The 23,217-nt window shown below is 59.5% G+C and carries 21 protein-coding genes; 12 read left to right on the top strand and 9 right to left on the bottom strand.

All coding sequences use genetic code 11. The features are described from left to right. Positions 1-720 precede the first annotated feature (720 nt). Together FQP90_RS12870 and FQP90_RS12860 are read left to right on the top strand one after the other, a co-directional pair. Complete coding sequence (locus tag FQP90_RS12870; RefSeq protein ID WP_144651028.1) at positions 721-1,491, top strand: ParA family protein; 771 nt, start codon at positions 721-723, stop codon at positions 1,489-1,491. A 526-nt stretch (positions 1,492-2,017) separates the two neighbouring features. Further along, complete coding sequence (locus tag FQP90_RS12860; protein WP_167510480.1) at positions 2,018-3,304, top strand: AlbA family DNA-binding domain-containing protein; 1,287 nt, start codon at positions 2,018-2,020, stop codon at positions 3,302-3,304. Between the two features lie 422 nt (positions 3,305-3,726). On the opposite strand, the gene FQP90_RS12855 is transcribed toward FQP90_RS12860, so the two are convergent. Then, entirely contained in the window at positions 3,727-5,184 is a 1,458-nt protein-coding gene (locus FQP90_RS12855; protein ID WP_144651018.1) for an FRG domain-containing protein, read from the bottom strand. 503 nt (positions 5,185-5,687) lie between these two features. On the opposite strand from FQP90_RS12855, the gene FQP90_RS12850 reads away from it, so the two are divergent. Further along, a complete protein-coding gene (locus FQP90_RS12850) occupies positions 5,688-6,146 on the top strand; it encodes a helix-turn-helix domain-containing protein (RefSeq protein ID WP_144651015.1) in 459 nt (152 codons plus the stop codon). Positions 6,147-6,184: 38 nt separating this feature from the next. Next, positions 6,185-6,826, top strand: coding sequence for a PIN domain-containing protein (locus FQP90_RS12845; RefSeq protein ID WP_144651012.1), 642 nt, complete (start codon positions 6,185-6,187; stop codon positions 6,824-6,826). Positions 6,827-6,852: 26 nt separating this feature from the next. On the opposite strand, the gene FQP90_RS12840 is transcribed toward FQP90_RS12845, so the two are convergent. From FQP90_RS12840 to FQP90_RS12820, 5 genes are all read right to left on the bottom strand, one after another. Next, positions 6,853-7,059: a hypothetical protein gene (locus FQP90_RS12840; protein ID WP_244296757.1), complete on the bottom strand. Its 207-nt coding sequence runs from the start codon at positions 7,057-7,059 to the stop codon at positions 6,853-6,855. 225 nt (positions 7,060-7,284) lie between these two features. Further along, positions 7,285-7,758, bottom strand: coding sequence for a hypothetical protein (locus FQP90_RS12835; protein ID WP_244296756.1), 474 nt, complete (start codon positions 7,756-7,758; stop codon positions 7,285-7,287). A gap of 7 nt (positions 7,759-7,765) precedes the next feature. Continuing rightward, positions 7,766-8,188 carry a hypothetical protein gene (locus tag FQP90_RS12830; RefSeq protein WP_144651010.1) on the bottom strand — a complete coding sequence of 141 codons (423 nt, stop codon included), beginning with the start codon at positions 8,186-8,188 and terminating at the stop codon, positions 7,766-7,768. 151 nt (positions 8,189-8,339) lie between these two features. Next, positions 8,340-9,080 carry a peptidase M56 family protein gene (locus tag FQP90_RS12825; protein ID WP_144651007.1) on the bottom strand — a complete coding sequence of 247 codons (741 nt, stop codon included), beginning with the start codon at positions 9,078-9,080 and terminating at the stop codon, positions 8,340-8,342. Then, positions 9,077-9,673 carry an RNA polymerase sigma factor gene (locus FQP90_RS12820; protein ID WP_144651004.1) on the bottom strand — a complete coding sequence of 199 codons (597 nt, stop codon included), beginning with the start codon at positions 9,671-9,673 and terminating at the stop codon, positions 9,077-9,079. Before FQP90_RS12820 ends, FQP90_RS12825 begins: the two co-directional genes overlap by 4 nt. A gap of 344 nt (positions 9,674-10,017) precedes the next feature. Here FQP90_RS12820 and FQP90_RS12815 point away from each other — a divergent pair, with 344 nt between their 5' ends. Next, positions 10,018-10,596 (top strand): recombinase family protein, encoded by a 579-nt coding sequence (locus FQP90_RS12815; RefSeq protein WP_144651000.1) that lies wholly within the window; start codon positions 10,018-10,020, stop codon positions 10,594-10,596. A gap of 334 nt (positions 10,597-10,930) precedes the next feature. Then, positions 10,931-11,350: a hypothetical protein gene (locus tag FQP90_RS12810; protein WP_144650997.1), complete on the top strand. Its 420-nt coding sequence runs from the start codon at positions 10,931-10,933 to the stop codon at positions 11,348-11,350. A 36-nt stretch (positions 11,351-11,386) separates the two neighbouring features. Here FQP90_RS12810 and FQP90_RS12805 read toward each other — a convergent pair whose 3' ends face one another. Beyond that, the gene (locus FQP90_RS12805; protein ID WP_280115976.1) at positions 11,387-11,533 is read right to left on the bottom strand and encodes a recombinase family protein; all 147 of its coding nucleotides are present in this window, start codon (positions 11,531-11,533) and stop codon (positions 11,387-11,389) included. Between the two features lie 691 nt (positions 11,534-12,224). Here FQP90_RS12805 and FQP90_RS12800 point away from each other — a divergent pair. The 3 genes from FQP90_RS12800 to FQP90_RS12790 all read left to right on the top strand — a co-directional run bounded on the left by FQP90_RS12800 (position 12,225) and on the right by FQP90_RS12790 (position 15,229). Beyond that, on the top strand, positions 12,225-13,328 hold the full coding sequence (locus tag FQP90_RS12800) for a cation diffusion facilitator family transporter (protein WP_144650994.1): 1,104 nt from the start codon (positions 12,225-12,227) through the stop codon (positions 13,326-13,328). Between the two features lie 210 nt (positions 13,329-13,538). Beyond that, on the top strand, positions 13,539-14,189 hold the full coding sequence (locus FQP90_RS12795) for a GntR family transcriptional regulator (RefSeq protein ID WP_144650991.1): 651 nt from the start codon (positions 13,539-13,541) through the stop codon (positions 14,187-14,189). Positions 14,190-14,509: 320 nt separating this feature from the next. Beyond that, entirely contained in the window at positions 14,510-15,229 is a 720-nt protein-coding gene (locus FQP90_RS12790) for a GntR family transcriptional regulator (RefSeq protein ID WP_167510479.1), read from the top strand. Positions 15,230-15,263: 34 nt separating this feature from the next. On the opposite strand, the gene FQP90_RS12785 is transcribed toward FQP90_RS12790, so the two are convergent. Together FQP90_RS12785 and FQP90_RS12780 are read right to left on the bottom strand one after the other, a co-directional pair. Next, on the bottom strand, positions 15,264-15,671 hold the full coding sequence (locus FQP90_RS12785) for an ArsR/SmtB family transcription factor (protein WP_244296755.1): 408 nt from the start codon (positions 15,669-15,671) through the stop codon (positions 15,264-15,266). Then, positions 15,668-16,924 carry an MFS transporter gene (locus FQP90_RS12780; protein WP_244296769.1) on the bottom strand — a complete coding sequence of 419 codons (1,257 nt, stop codon included), beginning with the start codon at positions 16,922-16,924 and terminating at the stop codon, positions 15,668-15,670. Before FQP90_RS12780 ends, FQP90_RS12785 begins: the two co-directional genes overlap by 4 nt. A gap of 313 nt (positions 16,925-17,237) precedes the next feature. Here FQP90_RS12780 and FQP90_RS12775 point away from each other — a divergent pair, with 313 nt between their 5' ends. Genes FQP90_RS12775 through FQP90_RS12765 form a run of 3 tightly spaced genes read left to right on the top strand, consistent with a single transcriptional unit; the run spans position 17,238 to position 22,267 of the window. Next, the gene (locus FQP90_RS12775; RefSeq protein ID WP_144650982.1) at positions 17,238-18,917 is read left to right on the top strand and encodes an ATP-binding cassette domain-containing protein; all 1,680 of its coding nucleotides are present in this window, start codon (positions 17,238-17,240) and stop codon (positions 18,915-18,917) included. 26 nt (positions 18,918-18,943) lie between these two features. Further along, positions 18,944-20,443, top strand: coding sequence for an ABC transporter substrate-binding protein (locus FQP90_RS12770; protein WP_144650979.1), 1,500 nt, complete (start codon positions 18,944-18,946; stop codon positions 20,441-20,443). A 9-nt stretch (positions 20,444-20,452) separates the two neighbouring features. Beyond that, positions 20,453-22,267, top strand: a complete 1,815-nt coding sequence (locus FQP90_RS12765) for an ABC transporter permease subunit (RefSeq protein ID WP_144650976.1) — start codon at positions 20,453-20,455, stop codon at positions 22,265-22,267. The last annotated feature ends 950 nt before the right edge of the window (positions 22,268-23,217 follow it).

Here is a 23,217-nt window from a genome sequence, read left to right as displayed (position 1 = left end):
CTTGCCAACCTGCGGCCGCGGCTTCCATCACCAGCTCATAGCCCGGCCTGTGCGGGTCTCGTTTGTGTCGACCAGTGATTCCTTGGACGCTGATCATTTCGTCATGTTCGTGGTTGGACCCCAGCCGCCCATCGTTCAAAACAACCCCAAGCCGTCCGCAGTGGAATCCGTCTCCCAGATCCCATTCCATCCGTCTTCCTATCTGTCAGGTTTTGTTGACGATCCCCCACTTTACGGGTTGTAGGCGACAGAGGCTTACGACATGTTGTTCCGTTCCCAGGAACCGTGGCTACTGAGGCCTCCGCCCTTGAGATGTAGCTGGAGCTCACAAGTAGTAGTGATCTTCGATTAAATAATTCTGTCATGACAGAAAGATTGATTGATACTTTCGCCCTTCGCTGTCAAGTTTCGTTGACACCGCACTATTTTGAGCCCATAGGAAGCCGACAGAGGTGCCGTTTCAGGGGCTTCGGTCTTTTTGGTTCGAACTGATCATTCGCCCAAGAGGGGGGCGAGGTGCAGCTCCTCAACGCCCCCCGGGTCTTGGGTAGGTGGGCGAAACAGTGCTAGTCAATAAATAATTATGTCATGACAGAAAGATTGTTTGATGTATTGATGGATTGCGTGATGTATTGATTGCTTGATAGATTGATGTCTGGATTGAATGACTGATGTATTGATGGATCTCCATCAATATCCGGCGGGCTTTGGAGGACCAGTATGAGAATTACGGCCATAGGTAACCGCAAGGGCGGTGTGGGCAAGACGTCAGTGACACTCGGCCTGGCCACCGGCTTGCGTCTGATTGGAAAGCGCGTGTTGGTAATTGACCTCGACCCACAATCCAATGTAACGGAAGCCCTCGAAGGGGCTGGCGAGTTTGACGTCTTCGATGTGCTGTACGGGGGAGAGGCTGGGACCCTCGGGCAAGCCATCACGCAAACTACATGGCCGGGTATTGACCTGATCCCAAGTTCTGAGTCCCTGGCGCGACTTGAGTCGGAAGCTCTGCTAACGCCCGAGATGCGACTCAAGACCGCAGCGTATGGGGCGGACGAGCTTCAACAATACGACCACATCCTCATAGATCTTCCACCAGCCCTTGGGCGACTGACGTTGAACGGACTCATTTGGGCTGACCGTGTACTTGCGGTCACTGAACCAGCGGCCTTCTCCGTGAAGGGCGTGACGGAGTTCCTCGACACGGTGAAGAAGGTCAGGTCGCTTCCGCACTTGAATCCTCAGCTGGAATTCCTGGGCATCATCATCAATAAGACGAGTTCACCCCTCACGTCCGAACACTCCTTCCAAATCGGAGAGCTAGAGAGCACCTACGGCGTTGACGTAAGGGAGCCTCATCTTCCTCTCCGAACGGCGATGCAGGACTCCGTCAGTACACGCTCGCCGCTCACGAAGCTCGCCGGCCGGGGCGCGGCAATCATGACTGAAAAATTTGTTGCGCATGCGCGCTACTTGGATGGGGTGAACTAATTATGGCCTTGGAGCGCAAATCGTCGATTCGCAAAGCACCAGTCGCCGACGTCGTGGAAGTTCTAACTTCTGCGGAGAAACGAACCGAAACTGTGGAACAGGGGGAGGCTTCTCCGGTCACCGCTGCGCAAGCAAACGTCCAGACGGAGTCGGCCCACGCTGATCTCGAACCAAGGCGTCCCGGCCCTGGACGGCCGAGAGGTAAGCGCCGGATGGAACCATTCTCATCGAAGATAGAGATTAGCCTTCGTGACGAATTGGACGCATATTCGACGAAGTACGGAATCACCATTACGGATCTACTGGACGAGGCCTTGCGGGAGAGGCTTCGTCGCTAATAAATCTATCTGGACATATTTGTTCTTGCTCCGGCTGAGTTGAAGTCTTCCGCTGGAAATCTGAGCGCAACCGGGCAAAGGTTCCCTGTGACAGGCAATGCATGGGAATCCAGGTGTGGGTGGCGAAACGCTCACGGATCCGGACCATGGGCGGGACGCGTCGATAAATGGTGAATAGACTGCGTCTCATGTTGAGTAATGAAGAGCTCGCGGCTGTCATTGCCGTCGGTCATGAAACGAGAAATGTTGAGTTTAAGGCCGGCGGAAGCCTCTCAGACAAGTCATATGTTGCACTCGTGGCCAGGGCCGGCCTCGCGTTGGCGAACCAGCGTGATGGCGGGAACATTGTGCTCGGCATCAATGACCGTAGCCCCGCCGACAGCCCGGGTTTAAGCCAGGAGCAGTTGGATCAGTGGACCAACTTGGATGCTGTGGCCGACCAACTCAACCGCTATTGCGATCCGCCTTTGATCCTCCGTCTTGAGGTTAGGGAGCATCCGAATGGGAAACCTGTCGTTGTAGTTGAAGTGGGCGAATTCAGTGAAATCCCATCTCTTTGTGTGAAGGAGTACCCTGGCGTCTTGGTGCTGGGGCAGCTATACACGCGTTCCCTCCGCAAGCCCGAAAGCTCTATTTACCACACGCACAACGAGATGAGGGAAGTACTCGATCTCGCGACTCAAAAGGGTCTTAGACGGTTCAGGGAAACCGCTGTTGGCGCGGGTGTGCTTTGGACAGGCGCCCCGACGGATAAGGAAAAGTTTCAGGAGCAGATCGATGCTGCGACCGCTGCAGCTGAACTGAACCATGTCACCTCCGTGGCCCACTTCAGGCATCTGATCTACCCGCAGTCCTTCGATGCCCGCAAGATCCCCCGTCGCGAACTGAAGTCGTCCGCGTTGGACTCAGCCGTGAGGCTACGGGGCTGGCCCTTTCCCTACGTGAACGACCCGCGGAACGGTGAGGACTTCATCGGCGAGGAATCGTCCTCGATGCATCACACCGAAGGATGGCGGTTTTACACCAGCGGCCTTTTCGCCGATTTCAGGGCGGTAGGGGACTGGCCCAATGACTGGGATTCTTTTGGTGGCGACGCGGAGACGTCAGGGAACATCCCAGTCTGGTTCGCCGTTTTGCACTTCACCGAGGCCCTTGAGTTTGCGTCACGGCTAAAGAGTAGGCTGGCCATTGCCGAGCCTCTGGTCGTCCGTTTCGAGGCAGTAAATGTCGCGAACATGAAGCTCGTTGTAGCCGATCCACGTCGCGGAGGGTTCCACCAGGACTACACATACTCCTCGAATAGCTGGACAAGCGATGAAATCCTTATCACCGATGAAGTGGTGGTCTCCGGCACTCGTCCCTTGGCTGCGGGCGCGGCAAAAGAACTGTTTGAGCAGTTCGGCTGGACTGGCGTGACACTCGATCTTCTCCAAGGCATACAGGAAAGCAACCTTGACGGAGGGTCCATCCGCTAGGGGCCTCCGGTCCCAAACCTAAGCTGCGAGTCTCTCCTAATGCGAAAACGACGGCAGGAGCTACTCGGCGTTTCCCAGGATTAACTGATGGGGGTGGCCGTTCCGACCGACTCATCAAAAACGACCGCTATTGACCTCTGTAGCGCCAACGCGCTGGAATAGGCGAATTGCCTCCACCGGCTCGGTCAGAACTCGAGCGCGATATCAAACTTGGTCAAAAGAGGGGAACGGCCGTTTCTGATGTCCGTTCTGGGGGTAAGTGACCTTTCAAGGTAAGCACGTCTTTCGGGATCGTCCCCGCAAGCCGCGACAACATACCGCGCCGTTGGCGTTCTCCGAGAACTCGAATCGGCTGCCCGATCTCATGGTCAGTCCTGCGTTAGACCGGGGCACGGAGCGGGCGTTGGTGAACTCTCTGGCCTCTATAGATCTTTGAAGATGTCTGGATCGTTCCTGATTGCTTGGGCCGCACCTTGAATATCAGGGTAAATCGTGGATTTGTTGTATGAGTACCGGTCTTCGAGTTCCATTCTGATCTGACGTTTAGCCTCGGCTGTGATGCGGAAGGTATAGCTAGGTGGCATCGTCTTTGCAATGTTCGAGCCCGCTCCAGGGCGAGGTTTAGAGAAGCGAACGCTGATGGAGGAAGCGGCAAGGCGATCAGCCAGCCGCCATGACCCTGTGTGCCCGCGGCCCTTCGGGTAGTACTTTTCGAGGTCAGGGGAATCGACGGGGACGCCGTCGAGGATAAAGGCTGCATTCTGCGCCGCGATACGGGCTTCGTAGTGCGGCGGTATCCAGAAACGCCGTATCCGGCCCGTGCCCCATTCCCCGAACCCGCTGTCCTCTATCCCGTCAGCGTTCCCGTCTACATCCCAAAAGGGTTTGAAGAGGGCAGCGGTTTCGAGGTCGATTCGGCTTGCTTCGAAGTCCCTATGACGTTGCTCCGGAGTAGCGGCCACCCGTGTGGTTGCAAGCGCGAAGATGCGTGCGTCGGCTTCCTCGATCTCGGCCTCAGCATGTTCTTCAGTAGCGAACCATGCCGCGATTAGAGGGTTACGCGACACATCGAGCAGCCGCGTAGGGGCACCGAAGTGCTGCAACCGGGCAAACGTCGAGAGAGCGCTGGTGTCGTCGAACCTCCAATGCTCCCTGATGGCGGCCAGAATGCGGGTTTCAGCCTTTTGAAGGTCCTGATCAGTAGGGAAGGGTTCGCTACTTCTGTGACGCCGGCCGGGATCCCGTACTCCCTTCGCCTTCCACACTGCGCGGAAAAGTGAGCTGTGTAGAGGCCATTCCGCGTTCTGCTGCCCCCTCCACAGAAACGTTGTCCCTTGGTGGTGGTTGAGGATTGTCGTGACTGCCACCTGCAGATCGGCGAAATTTCCGATCACTCCTTCCCAAGGACTGAAGTAGTCAGCCGGGCTGTTCATCTCCGGAGAGTACGCGGTGCCACCCTTCGTTAGTGAGGGCCTGTAGCTGGGGTAGTTGAGTGCTGCCCCGGCGGCGAGATTCTTGGATATGGATGCGAACGGTATTGACCCGAACTCCTCCAGTAACCTCTGCGTCGTCCCCTCGCCAATATTTAACCGGCTGAATGTCTCGAGTAGCTCTGGTGTGACGAGTCCCTTTGTTGCGTTACCGAACATCGCGTTCCAGGCTCCGCCTGGTTTGAACAGCTCGTCGAAGCCAGCAATGCTCTTGAAGTAGTCACTGCCAAAATAGGAGTTGAGTGCATTGAGTCCAGAGGAAGGCACCGAGGTGCGGCTTACCGCAGAAGGGGGCTCTGCGTCCGTGTTGTCCTCCGCGTCAGTGTCGTCCTGGTGCCCGTCGTCCTCTGGCTCTATGTCGTCCCCTGGGATCAGGTCGTCGTCATTCACAGCTTGACCCTAATGGTTGGTTTGCTCGCCTGATAATCCATTCGTAGTGTCCGGCGAGTATTTCGAGCGTCTCGGACGTTCACTTCGAGCGAGGAGTGTCTCAATAAACTAAAGGTTTATGAGGCATGCAGCCTATGCCTGCAGGACGCCTGGCACTCGCGCCGGAAGCGTTGAATCTCGGTAGTCCTTCCCTAGATCGTTGTCTCACTAAGTCCTGTCACTTTGAAGTGCCTCTTGTGCACCAGGCGGGGGAGTTCGTGAGGCAGAATCGCATACCCGTGCCCATGCCTGCGCGGAGAGCTTCGTGCGCGGGTTTGGCATGTGAAGCGGACCTTCTGGCACAGGCTCACGAAAAAGAGCGTAGATAGAGTTGTGGTAAAGGCCCTCCTCGCCAACAGCCCTGCGCTTGCGGGTGTTCAGTTACTCACACTCACTTGCACTTATAAGTGAAAGTGTCCTAGTCTAAGGGAAAGTTATGGAAAGTACGCCGAGGGAGGCGAATCATGTCCGCACTATTGGATAGAACTGAAAAGACAGTCGTCGCCACAACGGAACAAGAGAGCGCTCAAGCGCGGGAACTTGTTGCAAGGCTGCGTGAAAAGACCAACGAGTCGCTTAGCCTGTCACTTAAAAATGCCGCAGGAGAATCTGTGGAAGCGCCAGCGGAGTTGACTGCGCTCTTGGGCAAGGTTGTGGAGGCTATGGGTCGGGGTGCGACCGTGACGATCGGTACGCTTCCCAAAGAGCTGACCACAACCACTGCGGCCAAGATGCTTGGAATTTCCCGCCCGACTCTGATGCAGTTGATCAGCAAGAATGAACTGCCTGCGCACAAGGTCGGATCACACACCCGCGTACTGACTGAGGATGTTCATAAGTACAGGGATGCCAGGGCAGCGATGCGTCGCCAGGGCCTCGACGGACTTCGTGCTCTTGAAGACGAACTGGGAGCCGAAGACTAAACCGGACTGGTGACCGCCGAAGCTGTAAAGTGCAGTTCATGAGCTCGGCGGTCACCATCGTCCTGTTGGACGCAAACATCCTCTACTCCCGGACGCTGCGCGACTGGATCGGCCTTCTGCAGTGCGAGGCGCCAAGTCTATTCACAGTCGTGTGGACCGAGGACATCATGGTAGAAACCCTGTATCACCTCCGGAAAAACAACCCTTTGTGGTCTGAGAAGCAGATAGGCGGCCTTCGCCGGCAGTTCGAGGCGGCGTTCACTGGTGGTCAGATCACCGGCTACCAGATCGATACGGCGTTGACATATCCCGATATCGGAGACGCCCACGTCCACGCCGCCGCCGTTCACGGAGCTGTGGACATACTTGTCACCAAGAACGGCAAAGACTTTCCCTACAGCGATGATCTGCCGTACGAAATCTATGAACCGGACGACTTCTTGGTTCTCGTTGATGACGCGGCCCCGCAGGCAGTCCGGGCTGTGACCGAATCACAGCTACGCTACTACCACCAGAAGTGCTCTTCAGATGAAGGCGTCGATCTCCCCCTTCGTCTGAAAAAGGCCGAAGCGCCGAAGTTTGCTGCCAGAGTGAGAGAGCACTTGCAGCACATGGATATGAAGATCCTCGCACCACATGAACCCATGGAGTCCGAAGAAGACGCTTCGGTTCCAAGCTGACTACTCCCCGGAACGCTGACCTCGCATCACCAGATGGATTCCAGCATGCAGCCAGGAGCTGCAGGGTCGTGGTACAGCAGGAGGGGCCGCAGAGCCGAGTTGGCGCTGAGGCGCACTTGGGCTCTCCAGAATTCAATATCCACGATATTCCCACCTCTACCGCGGCGGTCCGGAGCCGTTCCCACCAGGCGTCCCGTTCGAACCAGTGCGCAGGCTTCGGTGAGGAATGCCATAGCCTTATCGCCTTCAAGCTCTACAGCAGCGAGGTAGTAACGCTGATCTCGCCGAGGGTCCATCCAGGAGTTATCTCAGCAATGGATCGGTTCCCAAGATATACGCGCAGCCAAGGCAACGAATCGGCTTGGGTGCGAGCACCGGAACTCGGAGCGGCGTCGAGTGCTCATACCCATGGCGGGGTATGAAGGAAATCCACACCCGCCACCCCCAATACATTTCGTTCAACGAAGTTCGGTCAGTGCCTGGTTGGCCTTTTGAGTGTCCGAACCCGCCACGGTGAACTCTCCGATCACCGTTTTACCGTCGGATTCGTAAACGGGTATCGACCGGTCGGCTCGACCCTCGGTTTCCGTCCACTTCACGGCGTCTTCGGGAGTCCTGAACTCTCGTGAAGCTGCGGTGCCGTTGGCGACATCCAGCTCGGCTTTCGAAACGTAGCCTCGTTTGCCGTCGGTCGTGAGGGCTGCGATGAGATCGGGCTCAGTTTCTGGCGATACGGAATCTATGGCGAACCCGTAGGTGTTGCCGTTAGCGTTCCTCGGGTACTCCGGTGCCGGCTTTGTTTCGGAAGCCAAGTTGGAGGGGGCTAAGCCACCAGCCGCGGTAGCCACGGACGCGCCGGCTCCCAGTCCCAGAACCGCACACAAACTGACGGCAACCACATAGCCACGCTTGGACATTTTCAGAATTTTCATGATTTCCCTACCAATTTCCTTGAAGAACCGACTTGAATGTGTAGAAGTCGTTGTATCCACTGCCGGTCCAGCCCCGGGCAACACCCCAGCTGTACCAGTTATAGGATTGGTATCGACTGCACGAATTGGCATTGGCTACAGTCCCTGGGGAGGGATTGTACATATTTAGTCCTTCGCAGCTCAGATAGTTATCTTGGGTAAACAAGCGACCCCTGGCTCCAGCCCATCCGGTGTACGTACCCCCACCGGAGAATGAACTCATGGTGCCGGCCACAGCGTACGACTGAGGCTCTGTGTAGATAATGGGATACGAGTCGTACCAGTGGCCTGCCACGTAGTAGTTGTTGATCTGGCCGTACACCGCCCCGTACGCCAAGGCCGATTGGGCGCCAAACATGACGGCGAAAGCGGCAATAAAAGTTGTAACCATTACTATTACACGCTTGCGAAATCGCGCAGAAGAGTGATTGTTGCGAGTTATGCCAGAATGTTCCATTGCCCCCACCTAATTGATATTGAAAGGATTTTTTTTCTAAAGCGAGGGCTTCGGAATGGCTATCAAATAATGCAAATATTTCTTATCAGCCTTGTGCCATGAACACGCCTACTTGTGTGGTGCCATCACTGAGGAAAACCGGAATTTCCCTTTGCGGTTTAGCAAGGTTCTTGGCCGCTTCCTCTGGATCCGCCGGATCAGTACCTTTCATCTGATCCGAGTAGGCGTAGCCCTTTGCCCCGTTGGTTGCAATGACTGCCAGCAAATCGGGGGTTCCACGCCCTGGCACCTCAACGCCATAGGTCTCACCCTTTGCGTTGACTTCCCACTCGGTGGCAACTTGCGAGATGTACTTGGCACTGATCTGCCACCTGTTTCCTGAATCGGTCATGATGGTGACCCCTTGTATTGAAGGACCTAAGGGCACGACGTACTTTGACCAGGCACCGTGTGTTCCCAGATCAGCCGAAGAACAGGTGAGATTGGCACCATCCGGGAAAGTGAACTTACCGACGGTGAGGCAGGTCAGTTCGACTTCGATACCTGTCGCCCCTTCCGGAGCAGGCCCAAGGTCAGCTGTTGCTGTGCCGCTGTAAGCGGCAGTCGATGGGGAGGACAGGACAGTGGTTGTGGGGACCCCGGGAAGGGTAAAGAATCCCGCAGCAGCGGCGCCTACGCCGCCCAGCATTCCTGCGCCAGCCAAAGCGCCGGCGAACAACAGCCACCGCCGCTTCTGGTTCTGTGGTTTTGAGCTGGTTCGAACCTGAGCAAGAAGTACCTCACGGAGCGCCTGGTCGAACTGCGGATCAATGCGAACGTCGTTCATGACGGATCTCCTTTCAATGCTGGCGAGTGAACGTGATGGAACGACCGGGGCAGTGCAGCCTTCAGTTTCTGGCGGGCACGATGCATGCGGACTTTGGCCGCCCCCGGGGAAATCCCCACCGCTTCAGCTGCGGCCGGCAGAGGCAACTCTTCGAACACGACAAGGCTGAACAGCCGCAGGTCCAATGGTTTCAAGACAGCCAAAGCCTGCGCGACCTCGTCATTCAACGAAAGGTCGTGGTGCAAATGGGCGGGATCCAGTTCCGCTTCGGCCTCAGCGCGCCGGGGAATTGCGTCCAAGAGCTTCCGGTGACGGACCTTTGCGCGCTGAAGATTCCTAGCAGTGTTTGTCGTCGTCACCAGCAGCCACGGGAGGATCGACCCCTCAATCAGCCTTACGCGGTCCCTGCGGCGCCATAACTCAAGGAAAGCCGCCGCCGTGGCATCTTCGGCGTCGTGCCGTCCGCCGGCCAAGCGATAAGCGTGACGGAAGACGCGACCGCGGTGCCGGTCGTATAAATGACCGAACGCCTCGGCGTCACCCTTCAAGCTGTCCGCCCACAGGACGTCATCCCCCAGCTGAACGTTCTCCATGCCCTGTATTGTCCGGGACACCACGGATGGTTACACATTGGAGAATGTTTTTTCTGGGAGCAGGACGAACGCGCCATTCATGCGGCCCACGAATCGTCAGGGGTCGGCGGCCCAAAGCATGTCCGTAAAACCTCTCGAGGAACTGAGCGATGCCCGGCGGAGTTCCGCAACTTGTCGCACTCTCTTGGCCATCTCATCAATGGATCCTTTGATAAGAACCCTTGAGCTAGACATCGAAGGCGATCTCAACCCGCAGATTTCTGAGGCCTCGCCTGTCCAAACAAAGTGTCTCACTGAGGTATTCTCAAAACATTAAAATATATCCTTTGATAAGACGGAGAAGTATGGCACGCCTCGGATACGCCCGCGTCAGCCTGGCCGACCAAAATACCGATCTGCAGATCCGCGAACTGGAAGCTGCTGGGTGCGAGCGTATCTATAAAGATCAAGGGATAAGCGGGACCAGGGTGAGCCGTCCAGAGCTGGACCGGATGCTGGACCGTCTCGGTCCAGGAGATGAAGTCGTGGTGTGGAAGCTGGACCGGTTGGGACGCAACACCCGCAACTTGCTCGAGCTCCTTGATGCCTTCAAATCCCGGGGCATCAAGTTCCGTTCCCTCAGGGATGGCATCGCCACTGACCCGGCCAGCGAGGTCGGGGGAGCGATGGCCCAGGCGATGGTCACCATGATCTCCGCCTTCGCCCAGCTCGAACGAGACCAACTCTCCGAGCGCACCAAGGCCGGCATGGCGGCAGCAGCCGCAAACGGACGCATGGCTGGCCGTCGAGAGGTTACTACTGACCACGAGAAGGTCAGGAAGGCACGTGAACTGAGGGACCGCGGGCTGAAGCCATCGGACATCGGAAAGATCATCGGCGCCAGTCGCGCGACCGTCTACCGTTACTTGAGCATGAACGCATGACGTCCACCGACGCAGAGCAGCAACCGGAGGAGACACCCTTGAGCGATTTTCCAGCGCCGCAAAAAGTTAAGGCCGAGTCAGAGCTTGCTCTGTTGAACGGGCGGTATATCCAGGCATGGGAAGAGGCACTGTCTCAGCTACGCCTGAATGCGAAGCAACGTCAGTCGATACGGAACTACATGGAATCCGCACACCGGATCGCAAAAAAGCGTGTCCAGGTCACGAAGGCTGTGGGAGCCTGGCAGCCGCAGACGCCTCCACTCGTTCCGACTGGAGAGGCCCAGCACATGATCTACGACCTGTACGAGAGCTTTACCAATCCGTCTATAATACCGTGTCGAAGCTTGCAGGCGTAGTCGTCCTGTTTCCTGAGGTCTTCGGTCATCCTCCCGTCCGAAGCATGGAGAAGTTCCTGAAACACTTCGCTGAGCTCGAGCCAGAGTTTGAGGAATCGTGCAGTGTCCTGGAGAAGGCAAGGAAATACAGGACGCTCCTGGACCATCCAGCCGGAGCGCCCGTCTCAAACTGGATGACCTTTCGCACGGCAGACGATAGAGGAATCGTAGTCTTCCACTTCGGAAACGCAGGAAGAAGCGGAACGATCCCCGAAGGAACCGAACCGCCGCCCAGTTGGTTCCCGTTCGGCGACGCAGATTGGTACGTCGACCCACCGTTCGTTCCATACGTTGATGCAGCTCTGACAGAACTAATGGGGCGCTTGTTCCTCAAAATTCAACAGTTCGGGAAAGATTAGACCGGCGCAGAGGAGGAACACGCCACTCCCTCGGCCTCAACGTAGCTGATCTGGCCGTCGCCGGTGGTTCCTGGTCGCCCCGGACTTCTTGTCGGAAAAGATTTTCGTGATGCCTGCCGCGGCTAAGGCGTCCAATTGCCGGCTGAGATCCTGTTTAACCGTGGAGACCCGCGCATATCCGATTTCCGTGCTCGAACCGTACCGAAAGTCGCCTCTGTGACAGCCGATTGTGGCCCGTTTTTTGGAATGACATGCGGGACAACAAGATTACGCAGATTCACTGAGGTTCAGATGCAATGGTGAGTACACCGATAGGTAGCACCACCAGTCGTCAATGCGCATGGGAGTTAAGAAGTTCGGTCCGATCCGGGTAGGAGGGCATCCAGCTCCCTGATTCGGGTCGGGTATTCGATCTTCTTCGCGTGTACTTTTTGACGCGCGATGCAATCAGACCGCGTCCGTTCATTGCTATCCCAGGAGCTCCGGTGCGGTTGTCTGCCGTTCTCTTTGACCCATTCGACGAATTCACTGGCCCGTTTGCCAGTGACGTTCGACGTTGAGCGTGATTCCGTCCAGCCACCCAGGGACGGCGGCATCGAGTGTCTGGATGGCACGCTGCCGGCCCGGATGGCAAGAGCCGGAGCGGGCCGAACCTATTGCAGGGGTTCTGTGGATTCTGCTGAACCAGAAGAGGAGCGGCCGACTTGCAGAAGAAGGGTATCGAGTTCGCGTACGCGGGCTGGGACGCGGTCCTTGGGCACATCAATGACGCCTAAGGCGCATGCACTCGAGCTTGTGCACTCTTCGGCAACGAACATGAGAAATAGGTTCATGAGGATTGTCAACAATCTTACGATGGTGCTATCTTTCCCGTATGACTTCATCTCGAAAAAATTCGATTCCAGAGCCCCAGGGACGCAAGACGCCTTCCGGGACTGACAACAACGACGGCCACGCTGACCACGGTCACGACCATGATCACGGGGACCACGATCATGGGTGGGCTTTCAGTGCCGGCCATCGAGCCCCGAAGGTCAAGGAGGATGGCCACGGACACCATGGCCACAGCCACGGTCTGGGAGACCACACCACGGCCACCGGGAAGCACCGCAAGAAACTGATCATCGTCCTCTGCATCACTGCGTCAATCTTCTTGATTCAGGTGGTAGGAGCGATGATCTCCAACTCCCTGGCACTGCTGGCCGACGCAGGTCACATGCTCACCGACGCCACGGGGGTCTTCATCGCCCTGATCGCCAGTGTTATCGCGACGAGAAAGGCCACCGCCAAGAGGACCTTCGGGTATCAGCGCATCGAAGTTCTCGCCGCGCTCATTAACGGCATCGCGATTGCTGCGATCGCCATCATGATCTTCGTAGAGGCGGTCAAACGCCTAGGCACGGAAGTTGAGGTGGAAGCCGGGCCGATGCTGTTCGCGGCGATCATCGGTGCGGTAGCTAACCTTGTCTCACTGCTGATTCTTCAGTCCGGCCAGAAGGAAAGCCTCAACGTGCGCGGCGCGTACCTGGAGGTTCTGGGTGACCTCCTGGGCTCGGTAGCCGTCATCATCGCCGGCATCATCATCTGGCTCACGGGTTGGATGTTGGCGGACCAGATCGCTTCGATCGCCATTGCCTTGTTGATCCTGCCTAGGGCGTGGAGCCTTCTCAAAGACGTTGTGCATGTGCTGATGGAGGCGACTCCGAAGGACATGGATCTGGAGGAAACGCGTGCGCACCTCCTCAGCGTCCCCGGCGTGCTGGATGTCCACGACATGCACGCGTGGACCATTACTTCGGGTGTCCCCGTTTTCTCCGCCCATGTTGTCGTGGATGACGACACGATTGCCTCAAACGGCTCCGAACCTCTGCTTGATGAACTCCTCGCTTGCCTCGGGGAACACTTCGACACCAGCCACAGCACCCTGCAGATTGAGTCTCAGGACCACGTCTCCCATGAGCAGGCAGTACATGCCTGAGGTGACGCGCCCCACCAATCTTTCCCGAAGGAGGCTTCCCCATCACCTGTTCCCTCAGACGGGATCCGTCAGCGGGGCACAGCGGCCGGGGCGACCCATTTGCCCGGTGGGCCCAGTTTCTCGGGAGCTAACCACCGACAAGGTCGTGACAAGCAGAAACCGCTCCCGCAGACCGGGCCCATACCGCCTGCGTTGGTAGGAGGATAGGACATGGAGAGAGTAAAAAGACTGCCGGCAATCACGCCTGAATCGACGGGCTCGGCGGAAATCGCGGACAAGGTTCGCGAGTTGATCCTGACTGGTCACTTCACGCCGGGGGAACAGGTCAATGAGGTGCACCTGGCGAGCCAGCTGAACCTTTCCCGGACGCCGTTGCGGGAAGCGCTTCAGCGTCTGAGCCAGGAGGGGCTACTTACGGGCAAACGCAATCGTGGCCTGTTCATGATCGAGCTGACGAAGGATGACGTAGGCGAGATCTACCGGACCCGAGAACTATTGGAGCTCACTGCCGCAGAGACCATCACGTCCCGGTCGGCCAAACGGAGACAGGAAGTCTCTGCCCGGTTGGTGAAGATTGCTATGTTGCTGCCCGAGGCTACGGCTGCCCGGGACTGGGCGAGCATCTGCCGTTTGGATCTTCGATTCCATACGAAGCTCGTCGCGGAGGCCGGGAACTCGCGGTTGTTCCGCGCCTATACCACTCTGGCCGCTGAGTCACTGATATGCATGAGGGACCTCGAAGGGTCCTACCCGACACCAGGTGCTTGGAGGGATGACCACCTGGCGATTGCGGGGATGATTGCCTCTGGTTCCATGGATGAGGTCCGCTCTGTCCTTCGCAAGCATCTCTCTGCGCCCTGAAGACCATCAGATCTCCCGTCTTCAAGTCGTCATGTTCCCAGGCTCCCCGGCCGTTGGGAGGCTAATACGTAAAGCCGACACGGCGGCATCTGAATGCCGGTCGTTCGGTGGTGGAATATTTCAGCAGGGTAAAGCCTTAAGGTTGGGAACGGAGGCGTACGGGGGACTGGCACGCCGAATCCTCTGGAGCCTTGTCGGGTCAATGATTCGGATGCGGCGACGGGCGGTAGCCTTGGGGTTGATGGCTTCTGAACTATTGGTGCCACTCGTCGGTCCGCGGAAACCGGGGCCGGGGGCGAAGAAAAGGGATGGGAGACGAGATGAAGAAAGAAGTAGGCCTTTCTGCCATCACGCCAAAATCGACCGCCGAGATAATCGCGGATCAGCTTCGCGACCGGATCGTGGAAGGTTATTTCGTACCCGGGGAGCAGATCAATGAGGCCCTCCTCTCGAGCCAACTCAGTGTCTCCCGCGGACCCGTCCGGGAGGCACTGAACCGTCTATGTCAGGAGGGTCTGCTGATCAGCAGGCCTAACCGGGGCGTCTTCGTGATCGAATTGACCGACGAAGACGTTGATGAGATCTATGGTGTCCGGGAAATGCTGGAGATCGGCGCCGCGGAAATCATTACTGCCCAAACAGCGCAACGACGCCAGGAGGTATCCGACGCGCTGGTCAAAATCGCCTCGCAGCTCCCGGCCGCCATTGCGACGGGGGATTGGGCTCGGGTCTCCCGCCTGGACCTAGACTTCCACACCACGCTTGTTGCCAGCGTTGGCAATTCCCGCTTACTGCGCGCCTACACCACCCTGGCCACCGAATCCCTGATCTGCATGATCAACCCGGAACGGGCATACCCGACACCGAGCACCTTGAGCCATGATCACATGGCCATGGCAAAACTGATTGCCGCCGGTTCAATGAACGAAATCCACGCAGCCTTCCACCGCCACCTCTCAGGCGCGGAAGATCATCTGGCAGGAACTCTCGAAGCGCGATCCCGGGACCACCACGGGCCGGTAGCGGCCACAGCCCAGTGACGGGCCCCACTCCAGCCCTGACGGCAGTGGTTCTTCAACCAGCCTGATGGGGCCCCTCATGGTGGGGAGGCCGGTCATAGAGCGTATGCTCACTCTGTTCCAAAATATTGGTCACCAGGGCACCGACGTGTTCGTTGGCCAGTGCGCAGTAGATAGTGGTCCCGGCCCTCCGTGAACTGACCAGGCGGCCGATGCGCAGCTTTGCCAGATGCTGCGAAACGGAGGCCATGGGGCGCTGCAGTTTCTGGGCAATTTCGCCAACGGACAGTTCACGTTGGGCCAGCAGCGCAAGGATCGCCAGACGTGTCCTGTCAGCAACGAGGCGGGCCAGCTCCGCCGCTCCATCGAGATCGGCATCCGACGGCAACGAAACCTCCGCCAACGGCGTGGATTCGGCCATGGTCTGTGTATCGACTGCCGATGGTTTTTTGGCGTGGCTCACGGGCGGGCGTCCTCGGTCATTCTGTCATCATCGCCGACCAAGTGCCCCCGCGTCATATCTCTCCAGATGAATGACGCCGCGAGGGCGGCCACCAGGGAGATGCCAGCGAGGACAACGGCAGCCGTTCCGAGTGACGTCAGGGCGCCGAGCCAACCGGCCAGGGGGTAGCAGAGGAGCCACCATCCGTGGGCCAACGAGAACTGGGCGGCGAAGACCGCAGGGAGCTCAGGCTCGGGGATCGCAGCGCGGATCACCTGACCAACAGGCGTCAGGACGCCGGCGTAGCCGATCCCCAGGACAAACCACAGAGCCGCCAGCACGGCCAGGCCTGAAGCGCCGTCGATCGAAAGCGCCAACGGCACACCAAAGGGCGGCAAGCTCACCAAAACCCCTGCAGCGAGCAGGACACGACGGGTACCCAAGCGCGCCACAAGCGCCGGTGAGCTGAGTGCGCCGCAGATTGATCCTGCGCCCATCGCCCCCAATGCGAGAGCGACAGCCGTTGCATCCGCACCCAGCGGACCCCGGACGATTGCCACCGTTTGAACCATGACAAAACTCCCGCTGCCCGCAAGAGCCAGTTGAAGGGCAAAAATTCCCCGCAGGGCAGGCGTGGCGAACAACAGCCTGCTGCCCAGGGTCAGGCGCTTCATGAAAGGTGCATCGCGGCTCTCCGAGGGCAGGGCCTTTGGAAGCACTAGCGAACCGATGAGCAGCGCAGACGCGGCGAAGCCCAGGGCGGTGCCGAAAAACAGGTGCTGGGTCGGAATGACCAGAAGCAATATCCCGGTCAGCACCGGGGACATCAACGCCTCAACGTCGTAGGCCAGTCTGGACAGGGCGAGAGCGTTCCCATAGTCCCGATCATCGGGGAGCACCCGTGGAATGGTCGCCTGGAACGTCGGAGTGAAGACGGCCGATGCGATGTACAGCACCACGATGAGGGCGTAGACGTGCCAGACGTTGGACACGAAGGGGAGCCCAAGGGCGACGGCGGCCCGCAGCACGTCCGAGCCAACCATCACAGTGCGGGGCTGGAAACGGACCAGAACTGCCGCCGCGAGCGGTGCGACCACCATGAAGCAGAGCATCTTGATGGCGAGAACCGTTCCGAGCACGGATCCGGACTGATCACCAGCCAGGTCGAAGGCCACAAAGCCAAGAGCGATGGTCGCCAGACCGGTTCCCAAGAGGGCGAGGACGTGGGAAACGAGCAGGCGCCGAAAGCGGGAATTCCTCAATGTGGTGAGCATACTCACAGAATCACATTAGTTGCGTAAATACGCAACTAATGAATTTCTGTAGACCGGCAATATGCGCCGTCCAGGAGTCACGTGTCAGTACGGCAGCAGTAAATGGAGAGATTGCGGCAGGGGCAGTGGCGAATGCACCGCGCGGAGGCCCGCCCTTAGTCTCCAGTCAGGGCTCGTTGGAAGGGGCAGAATAAAGTAATCAAAAATCTTTATCGTCGGATTGTTGACAATACTACACCGGCGGTCCTAAGCTCGCTGCAAAGGGCGCGCCCGTGATGCGCGTCACGCTTTTATCCCTAACGAAGGGTTCGACGTGGCAAGTCTAGAAATCTCCAACTTGCGGATTGCCATCCGCGGCAAGACCATCGTGGACGGGCTCAGTTTCAAGGTCCTAGCGGGCCAGCGGCTTTGTCTGCTGGGTGCATCCGGCTCCGGTAAGTCCATGACGGCAAGCGCTGTCCTTGGGCGGTTGCCTTCGAATGCGGTTGCGACCGGAAGCATCCGGATCAACGGCCATGAAGTCCTCGGCGTCCCGGCCCCCAAACGTCCCGAGAACGCCCGGGTAGCTATGATCTTTCAGGATTCGGCAGTGGCGCTCAATCCATTGGTCCGGTTGGTGGACCAGATGGTTGTGCCACTCCGCAGGCATCGTGGCCTCGACGCCACGGACGCCCGTGCTGCAGCGCTTGAGCTGGCCGAGGCAGTGGGGTTGCCTGACCCGTCGACGCTGATTACTGCCTACCCCTCAGAGCTGTCAGGAGGCCAACGGCAGCGCGTCTGTATCGCCCTGGCCCTGGCGTGCAACACACGGCTGATGGTGGCCGATGAACCGACGACCGCGCTGGATGTCGTGACACAGGCAAAGGTCCTCAAAGTGCTGAACAAGTTCACCGCCGGCGAGAAGTCTCCGGCCTTGCTGTTCATCACCCACGATTTCGCGGTGGCATCGGAACTGTGTACCGACGCCGTAGTCCTCCGCGACGGTCGGATCGTCGAGGAGGGCCTGCTCCGCGATGTTCTGGCAAACCCCCGTGACCCATATTCCCGGAATCTCATCCGGGCAGCCCGGGCAGCGACCATCGCACCCTACCTGCAGGAATTTTCTGCCTCCACTGAAGCCGTAGATTCGAACGCGGTTGTATCCGGTACCAACGCGGAGCCCGCATTCTTCGACATTGACCGTGTCAGCCGGTCCTATCAAATGCCACGGCAACATCGCTTCGCGAAAAGGGTCGAGCGCGTCGCGCTCGGGCAGACAAGCCTGAAGATCGACGCAGGCGAACGGGTCGGCATCGTCGGTGTGTCCGGCTCGGGCAAGACCACCTTGCTGCGCCTGATGCTGGCATTGGAAAGCAGCGATACCGGTTCCGTCCGCTGCGCCGGCAGTGAGGTAGAGCCGGGACCGTTGAAGGAACTGCGCTGGTACCGCCGCCGTGTGCAGTATGTGCCCCAGGATCCGGCCGGATCCCTTGACCCCCGAATGACCGTCAAGGATCTGGTAGCCGAGCCGCTGATCCGGTTGAACGTTGACGTTGATCGCAAGCAAGCCGTGCGGGAAGCCTTGGAGTCAGTTGGGCTCGGCCCGGAATACCTGGACCGACGCGCCAGCGAACTATCCGGAGGGCAGGCCCAACGCGTTGCCCTCGCCAGGGCCATCGCCACCCGACCCGATTTCCTGCTCGCCGACGAACCCGTCTCCGGCCTCGACCTTCCCATGCGCGAACAAGTCATCGAACTCCTCCGCTCGATTGCCGAGGAACGCGGCACCGGGCTCCTCATCGTTTCCCACGACCTGTCCATGGTCGCCAGCCTCTGTCACCGGACAGTGGTCATGCATGACGGCGCAGTCATCGAAGACCGCGCCACCCTGGCCCTGCTGGCCAACCCGCAGCACCCCCGCACCCGTGAACTTGTCGGAGCCATCCCCGTACTGCCTGCACCGGAGAACCCCGGCGCGGCGGACGGTCCCACACTCGCAACGCTTGCCAATTGAAAGGTACCCCCAGAATGCGTTCATTCATGCCCCGCACCCGCCACCTCCTTACCGCAGGCGCCCTTACAATGGGAGCCGCCCTGACCCTGACCGGATGTTTCGCAGGGGAAGGCACATCAGCACAAGCCTCCTCCAATCGTGTCAGCCTGGCCATGCTCGCCGCTCCAATGGCCAACCTGAGCCCGTACTCCGAGGACGCCTTCAAGCTCTCACGCTGGAGCGCGGCCGAAACCCTGACCGTCCTCGATGACAACGGCGAGGCCCAGCCCCTGCTGGCCACGGAATGGAAGAAGGATGGGGACCTCAAATGGGTCCTCACCCTCCGCGAAGGCGTCAAGTTCCACGACGGAACCCCGCTCACGGCTGAGAGCGTCGTCACCTCACTGAACAAAGCGCTGAATGCCTCGCCTAAGCTGCGCGTCCTGACCGGGCTGGAGGTGAAATTTGAGGCTACCGGTGATCGTGAGGTAACGATCACTACCGGCACCCCCGACCCCCTCATGATGAACAGGCTCACCAGCCCGCAGCTGTCCATCCTCTCCGCCGCGGCGTATTTGCCTGACGGGACGGTTACGCCGGTGGGCACGGGCACCGGTCCTTTCAAGATCGTCACCACCAACGGCTCATCTTCTGCCGCCCTGGACCGTTTCGAGGACTATTGGGGCGAAAAGGCGAAACTTTCCGGCATTGACGTATCTTATGTTCCGGACGGCGCGGCGCGAGCGGCAGCACTACGCACAGGAACCGCCGATATCGTCGAAGCCCTCCCGGTCTCCCAGGTCTCCTTGCTCCCGCAGGATCTGGTGAACGAGGTGCCGATGCCCCGCACCAGCACGCTGTACCTGAACAACGAAAAGGGCGCCTTCGCTGATCCTGCCCTCCGGGCCGCTGCCCGCGCCGCGATTGACAGGGCCAGCATCGTGCAGAACGTGTATGAGGGACGGGCCGATGAGTCCAAAGGCCTGCTGGGGCCGGCACTGAAGTGGGCTGCGGAGATCCGCGGAGACGTGGATTCCATCGCACGACCCGCGGCCCCGGCAGGGCAGAAGATCACCCTGGCAACGTATACGGCCCGTCCCGAACTGCCCGAGGCCGCAGTCCTGCTGGAGCAGCAGCTTGAGGCCGCCGGATTTGTCGTGGAGCAGGACGTGCGCGAATACGCCAACATGGAGAAAGACATGATGGCCGGGGTCTTCGACATGGTCCTCCTGTCCAGGGCGACGGTTCAGGACACCGGGGACCCCGCTACGTACCTGACCAGTGACTACTCCTGCAAGGGTTCCTTCAACATCTCCCAGGTGTGCGACCCGGAGATCGATGCAGTCATCAGTGCCGCGTCCGCAAGCGAGCTTGGCGAGAAGCGGAGGGAGGCCATTATGGCCGCAGAAGCGCTGATCCTGAAGAAGGACGCTGCCCTTCCCGTGCTGCACGAACGCGTGCTTCTGGGCAAGGCGAAGACTGTCTCCAACCTGGTCCTGGACCCGCGTGAGCGCGGCCTGATCACCGCAGAAACCACCAAGGAATAAGGGACCGTCATGGCTGCAGTACCAGTCAGTGTCACTCCCGCGCTTCGCCGTAGCCGGCGCAACGGCCACGGCGATCGCAGAATCCCTGCATGGATCCCTGGTGCTTCCAGGCTACTGACCTTTGGTCTCATCGTTTTCATGCTTGGCATCCTGCCTGCGCTCTCCAACCGCGACATAGCCCTCTCCATCCTGCGTTCCCGCTATTCGGAGATGGAGCCCACCCCGGAGGCGCTGAACTCAATCCGGGAGGAACTCGGGCTCGCCGACGGACCCCTCGTCATGTTCTGGAACTGGCTCAGCGGCGTCTTTGTGGGCGACTGGGGAAACTCCTGGACAGACGGCAAGCCCGTTCTGCCCGGCATGCTTGAGGCCTTGTCCGTCTCCTTGACCCTGATGGCTTTCTCCTTGGTCGTCGCCGTCACCGTGGCGCTACTGCTGAGCATTCCAACCTTCCGCCGGGGGCTCAACGGACGCAACGACCGGACCTCCGGTGCCCTCGCAGCAGCATTCACCTCCATGCCCGAGTTCCTCCTCGCGGCCCTGCTGCTGGTCTTCGGAGCCGTCATTCTCAAAATGTTCCCTCCTTACGGCTGGAACGGCCTCTCCTATGTGGTCCTGCCTGCCCTTGCACTGGGACTGCCGGGAGGCGGCTACCTTGGCAGGCTCTTCTCCGACGCACTCTCAGCGACCTTCACTGAACGCTGGGTGGCGACCTGGTCCGTGTCCGGCTTCTCCCAGCTGCGCATCGCACTGGCTGTCTCCAGGCGCAGCCTGCCCTCGATCACCTCACCGATCGGACTGGTGTTAGTAGGGCTTACCGGCGGAGCCATTGCCGTTGAGCAGGTCTATGCCATACCCGGAATCGGCCGGGCAACCCTCGCCGCGGCCAGGTCTCAGGACATGCCGACCCTGCAGACCGGTGTCATCATCTTGATGGTCCTCGCAGCGGTCCTGGGTGTCGGGGCCGGCATGGTCCGCAAACTGATCCTTGGGCCGGCCCTTCGCGCCAAGTCAGTCCCGACGTCTGTTCCCGCCGCGGCGAGCCGGCGGAGCGCGTGGATCGTTCCAGCATCGGCGTTGGGCCTGCTGCTGGTCATTGTTCTGGCAGGTTTACCGCGGGATCCGTTCGCAACCACGCACGGACGCCTCGCGCTCCCCTCGCTGGCCATCCCGCTGGGGGCGGACTCCAGCGGCCGTGACGTGCTGGCGCGCATCTCGCACGGCGCCGTGTCAACGATCGGAATCGCACTCCTCGTAGCCGTACTGTGTCTTCTGCTCGGTCTGGCCATTGGGATGTTCCCCAACCTGGCAACCGGACCCATCGAGATCACGAACGCCGCACCACCAATCATTGCCGGCATCATCGTCTCCTCCATCATGGGAACCTCCACCCTCGGAGCCGCCGTCGCCGTAGCAGCCGTCAGCTGGGCACCCTTGGCCGCGCACACCGCGGCCCTGGTCACCGAAGTCAAAGCCCAGTCGCACGTCAAAATTGCCCCCGTCCTCGGAGTCGGCCCCATCCGGGTCATGCTGCGCTACGTGCTTCCCGGTGTCTTCGGGCCAGTGTTCCGGCACGCCATGCTGCGTCTGCCGGGTATTGCCCTGGCACTCGCCCTCCTGGGATTCCTGGGCCTCGGACCACAGCCACCCCACCCTGAATGGGGTTTGATTCTCTCCGAAGGCATGCCCTACGTGGAACGGTCACCACTGGTAGTCCTCGTGCCCGGCTTGGCCCTCGTACTCCTGTCCATCCTCGCTGTCTCCCTATCCAGCCTCTCCGTCGACACCAGAGGCTGGCTCAAGCGGAAACGAGCCACCCGGTAGCTCCACGACCACGCATGGTGTACCCGGATCCGGGCGAAGAAACCGAGACCAGAATCATCACGAACGACCCCTTCAAAAGGGCAGACATCAGCAAGCAAGGGTACGTGAACGGCTTTGTTGCCGGACAGTGCCGCAGTACGAGAGGTGGAAAGTAATGGAAAACAGCATTTCGACACAGCGGACCGTGTCTCAGAGGTCCGGCTGCGAAGACAACTGCCAATTCTGTACCGGACCGGAAACGGACTAGGTTTCGGATCTCCCAACGTCAGTGTTGTTGATGTGGGGAGGAACGGAGGGGAAAGAAGACCTCCGAAGCGTGAGTGGCCTGCCAAATGGACCATTTTCGTTTCGGAGGTCTTCGTCATATGCCGTTTCGCTTACGGTCAGGGATTTTCTGCCGCGCACGTTCACGCGGCACCCTGGCCCTGGCGGGCAAACCGGGAGGGGGAGACACTGAGTGAAGGGCCTTCTTCAGATGCTTGCCTACCGGACCCCCGGGTCCGCTCATCGGCTCACGTGGAACGATTACCCGGAGGTTGAAAATTCTTGCTCGGCCCCGCCGCCGGCGATGGGCCTTGCGTCCACTCAGATAGCTGTGTATCCGGAGGGCAGGGGCCCTGCGGCAGGTGCGTCCCCTGGCAATGCCCGAGACCTGGCAGCCTGTCGGCACCGCAGTCCCGTGTCATGGAACGTCGCGCTCCTGCGGCGCGGCCCGTGCCCCGCTGGCGGAGCGTTCCCGCGGCGCTATCCCGGAGCCCCCAGTACCCCCCCACAGCCCACTGCGGTGTGCCTGCTGTGTTTCCACGTGCGGGGTCTCCTGGGAATGTTGGTAGCCAGACCTCGATGGCCCCTGCTGATTGAGCATGCTCGGCTGCGGACGGACCGGTTGCCCCTGGCACGCAAAGCCCATGCCACCCACGGGCTTTGCCGCCCCGTTGCTGGAGGCGCTG

Source organism: Paenarthrobacter nitroguajacolicus, from assembly GCF_007786235.1.
Classification (GTDB): Bacteria; Actinomycetota; Actinomycetes; order Actinomycetales; family Micrococcaceae; genus Arthrobacter; species Arthrobacter nitroguajacolicus_A.
This window is presented reverse-complemented; position numbering and strand designations above follow the sequence as displayed.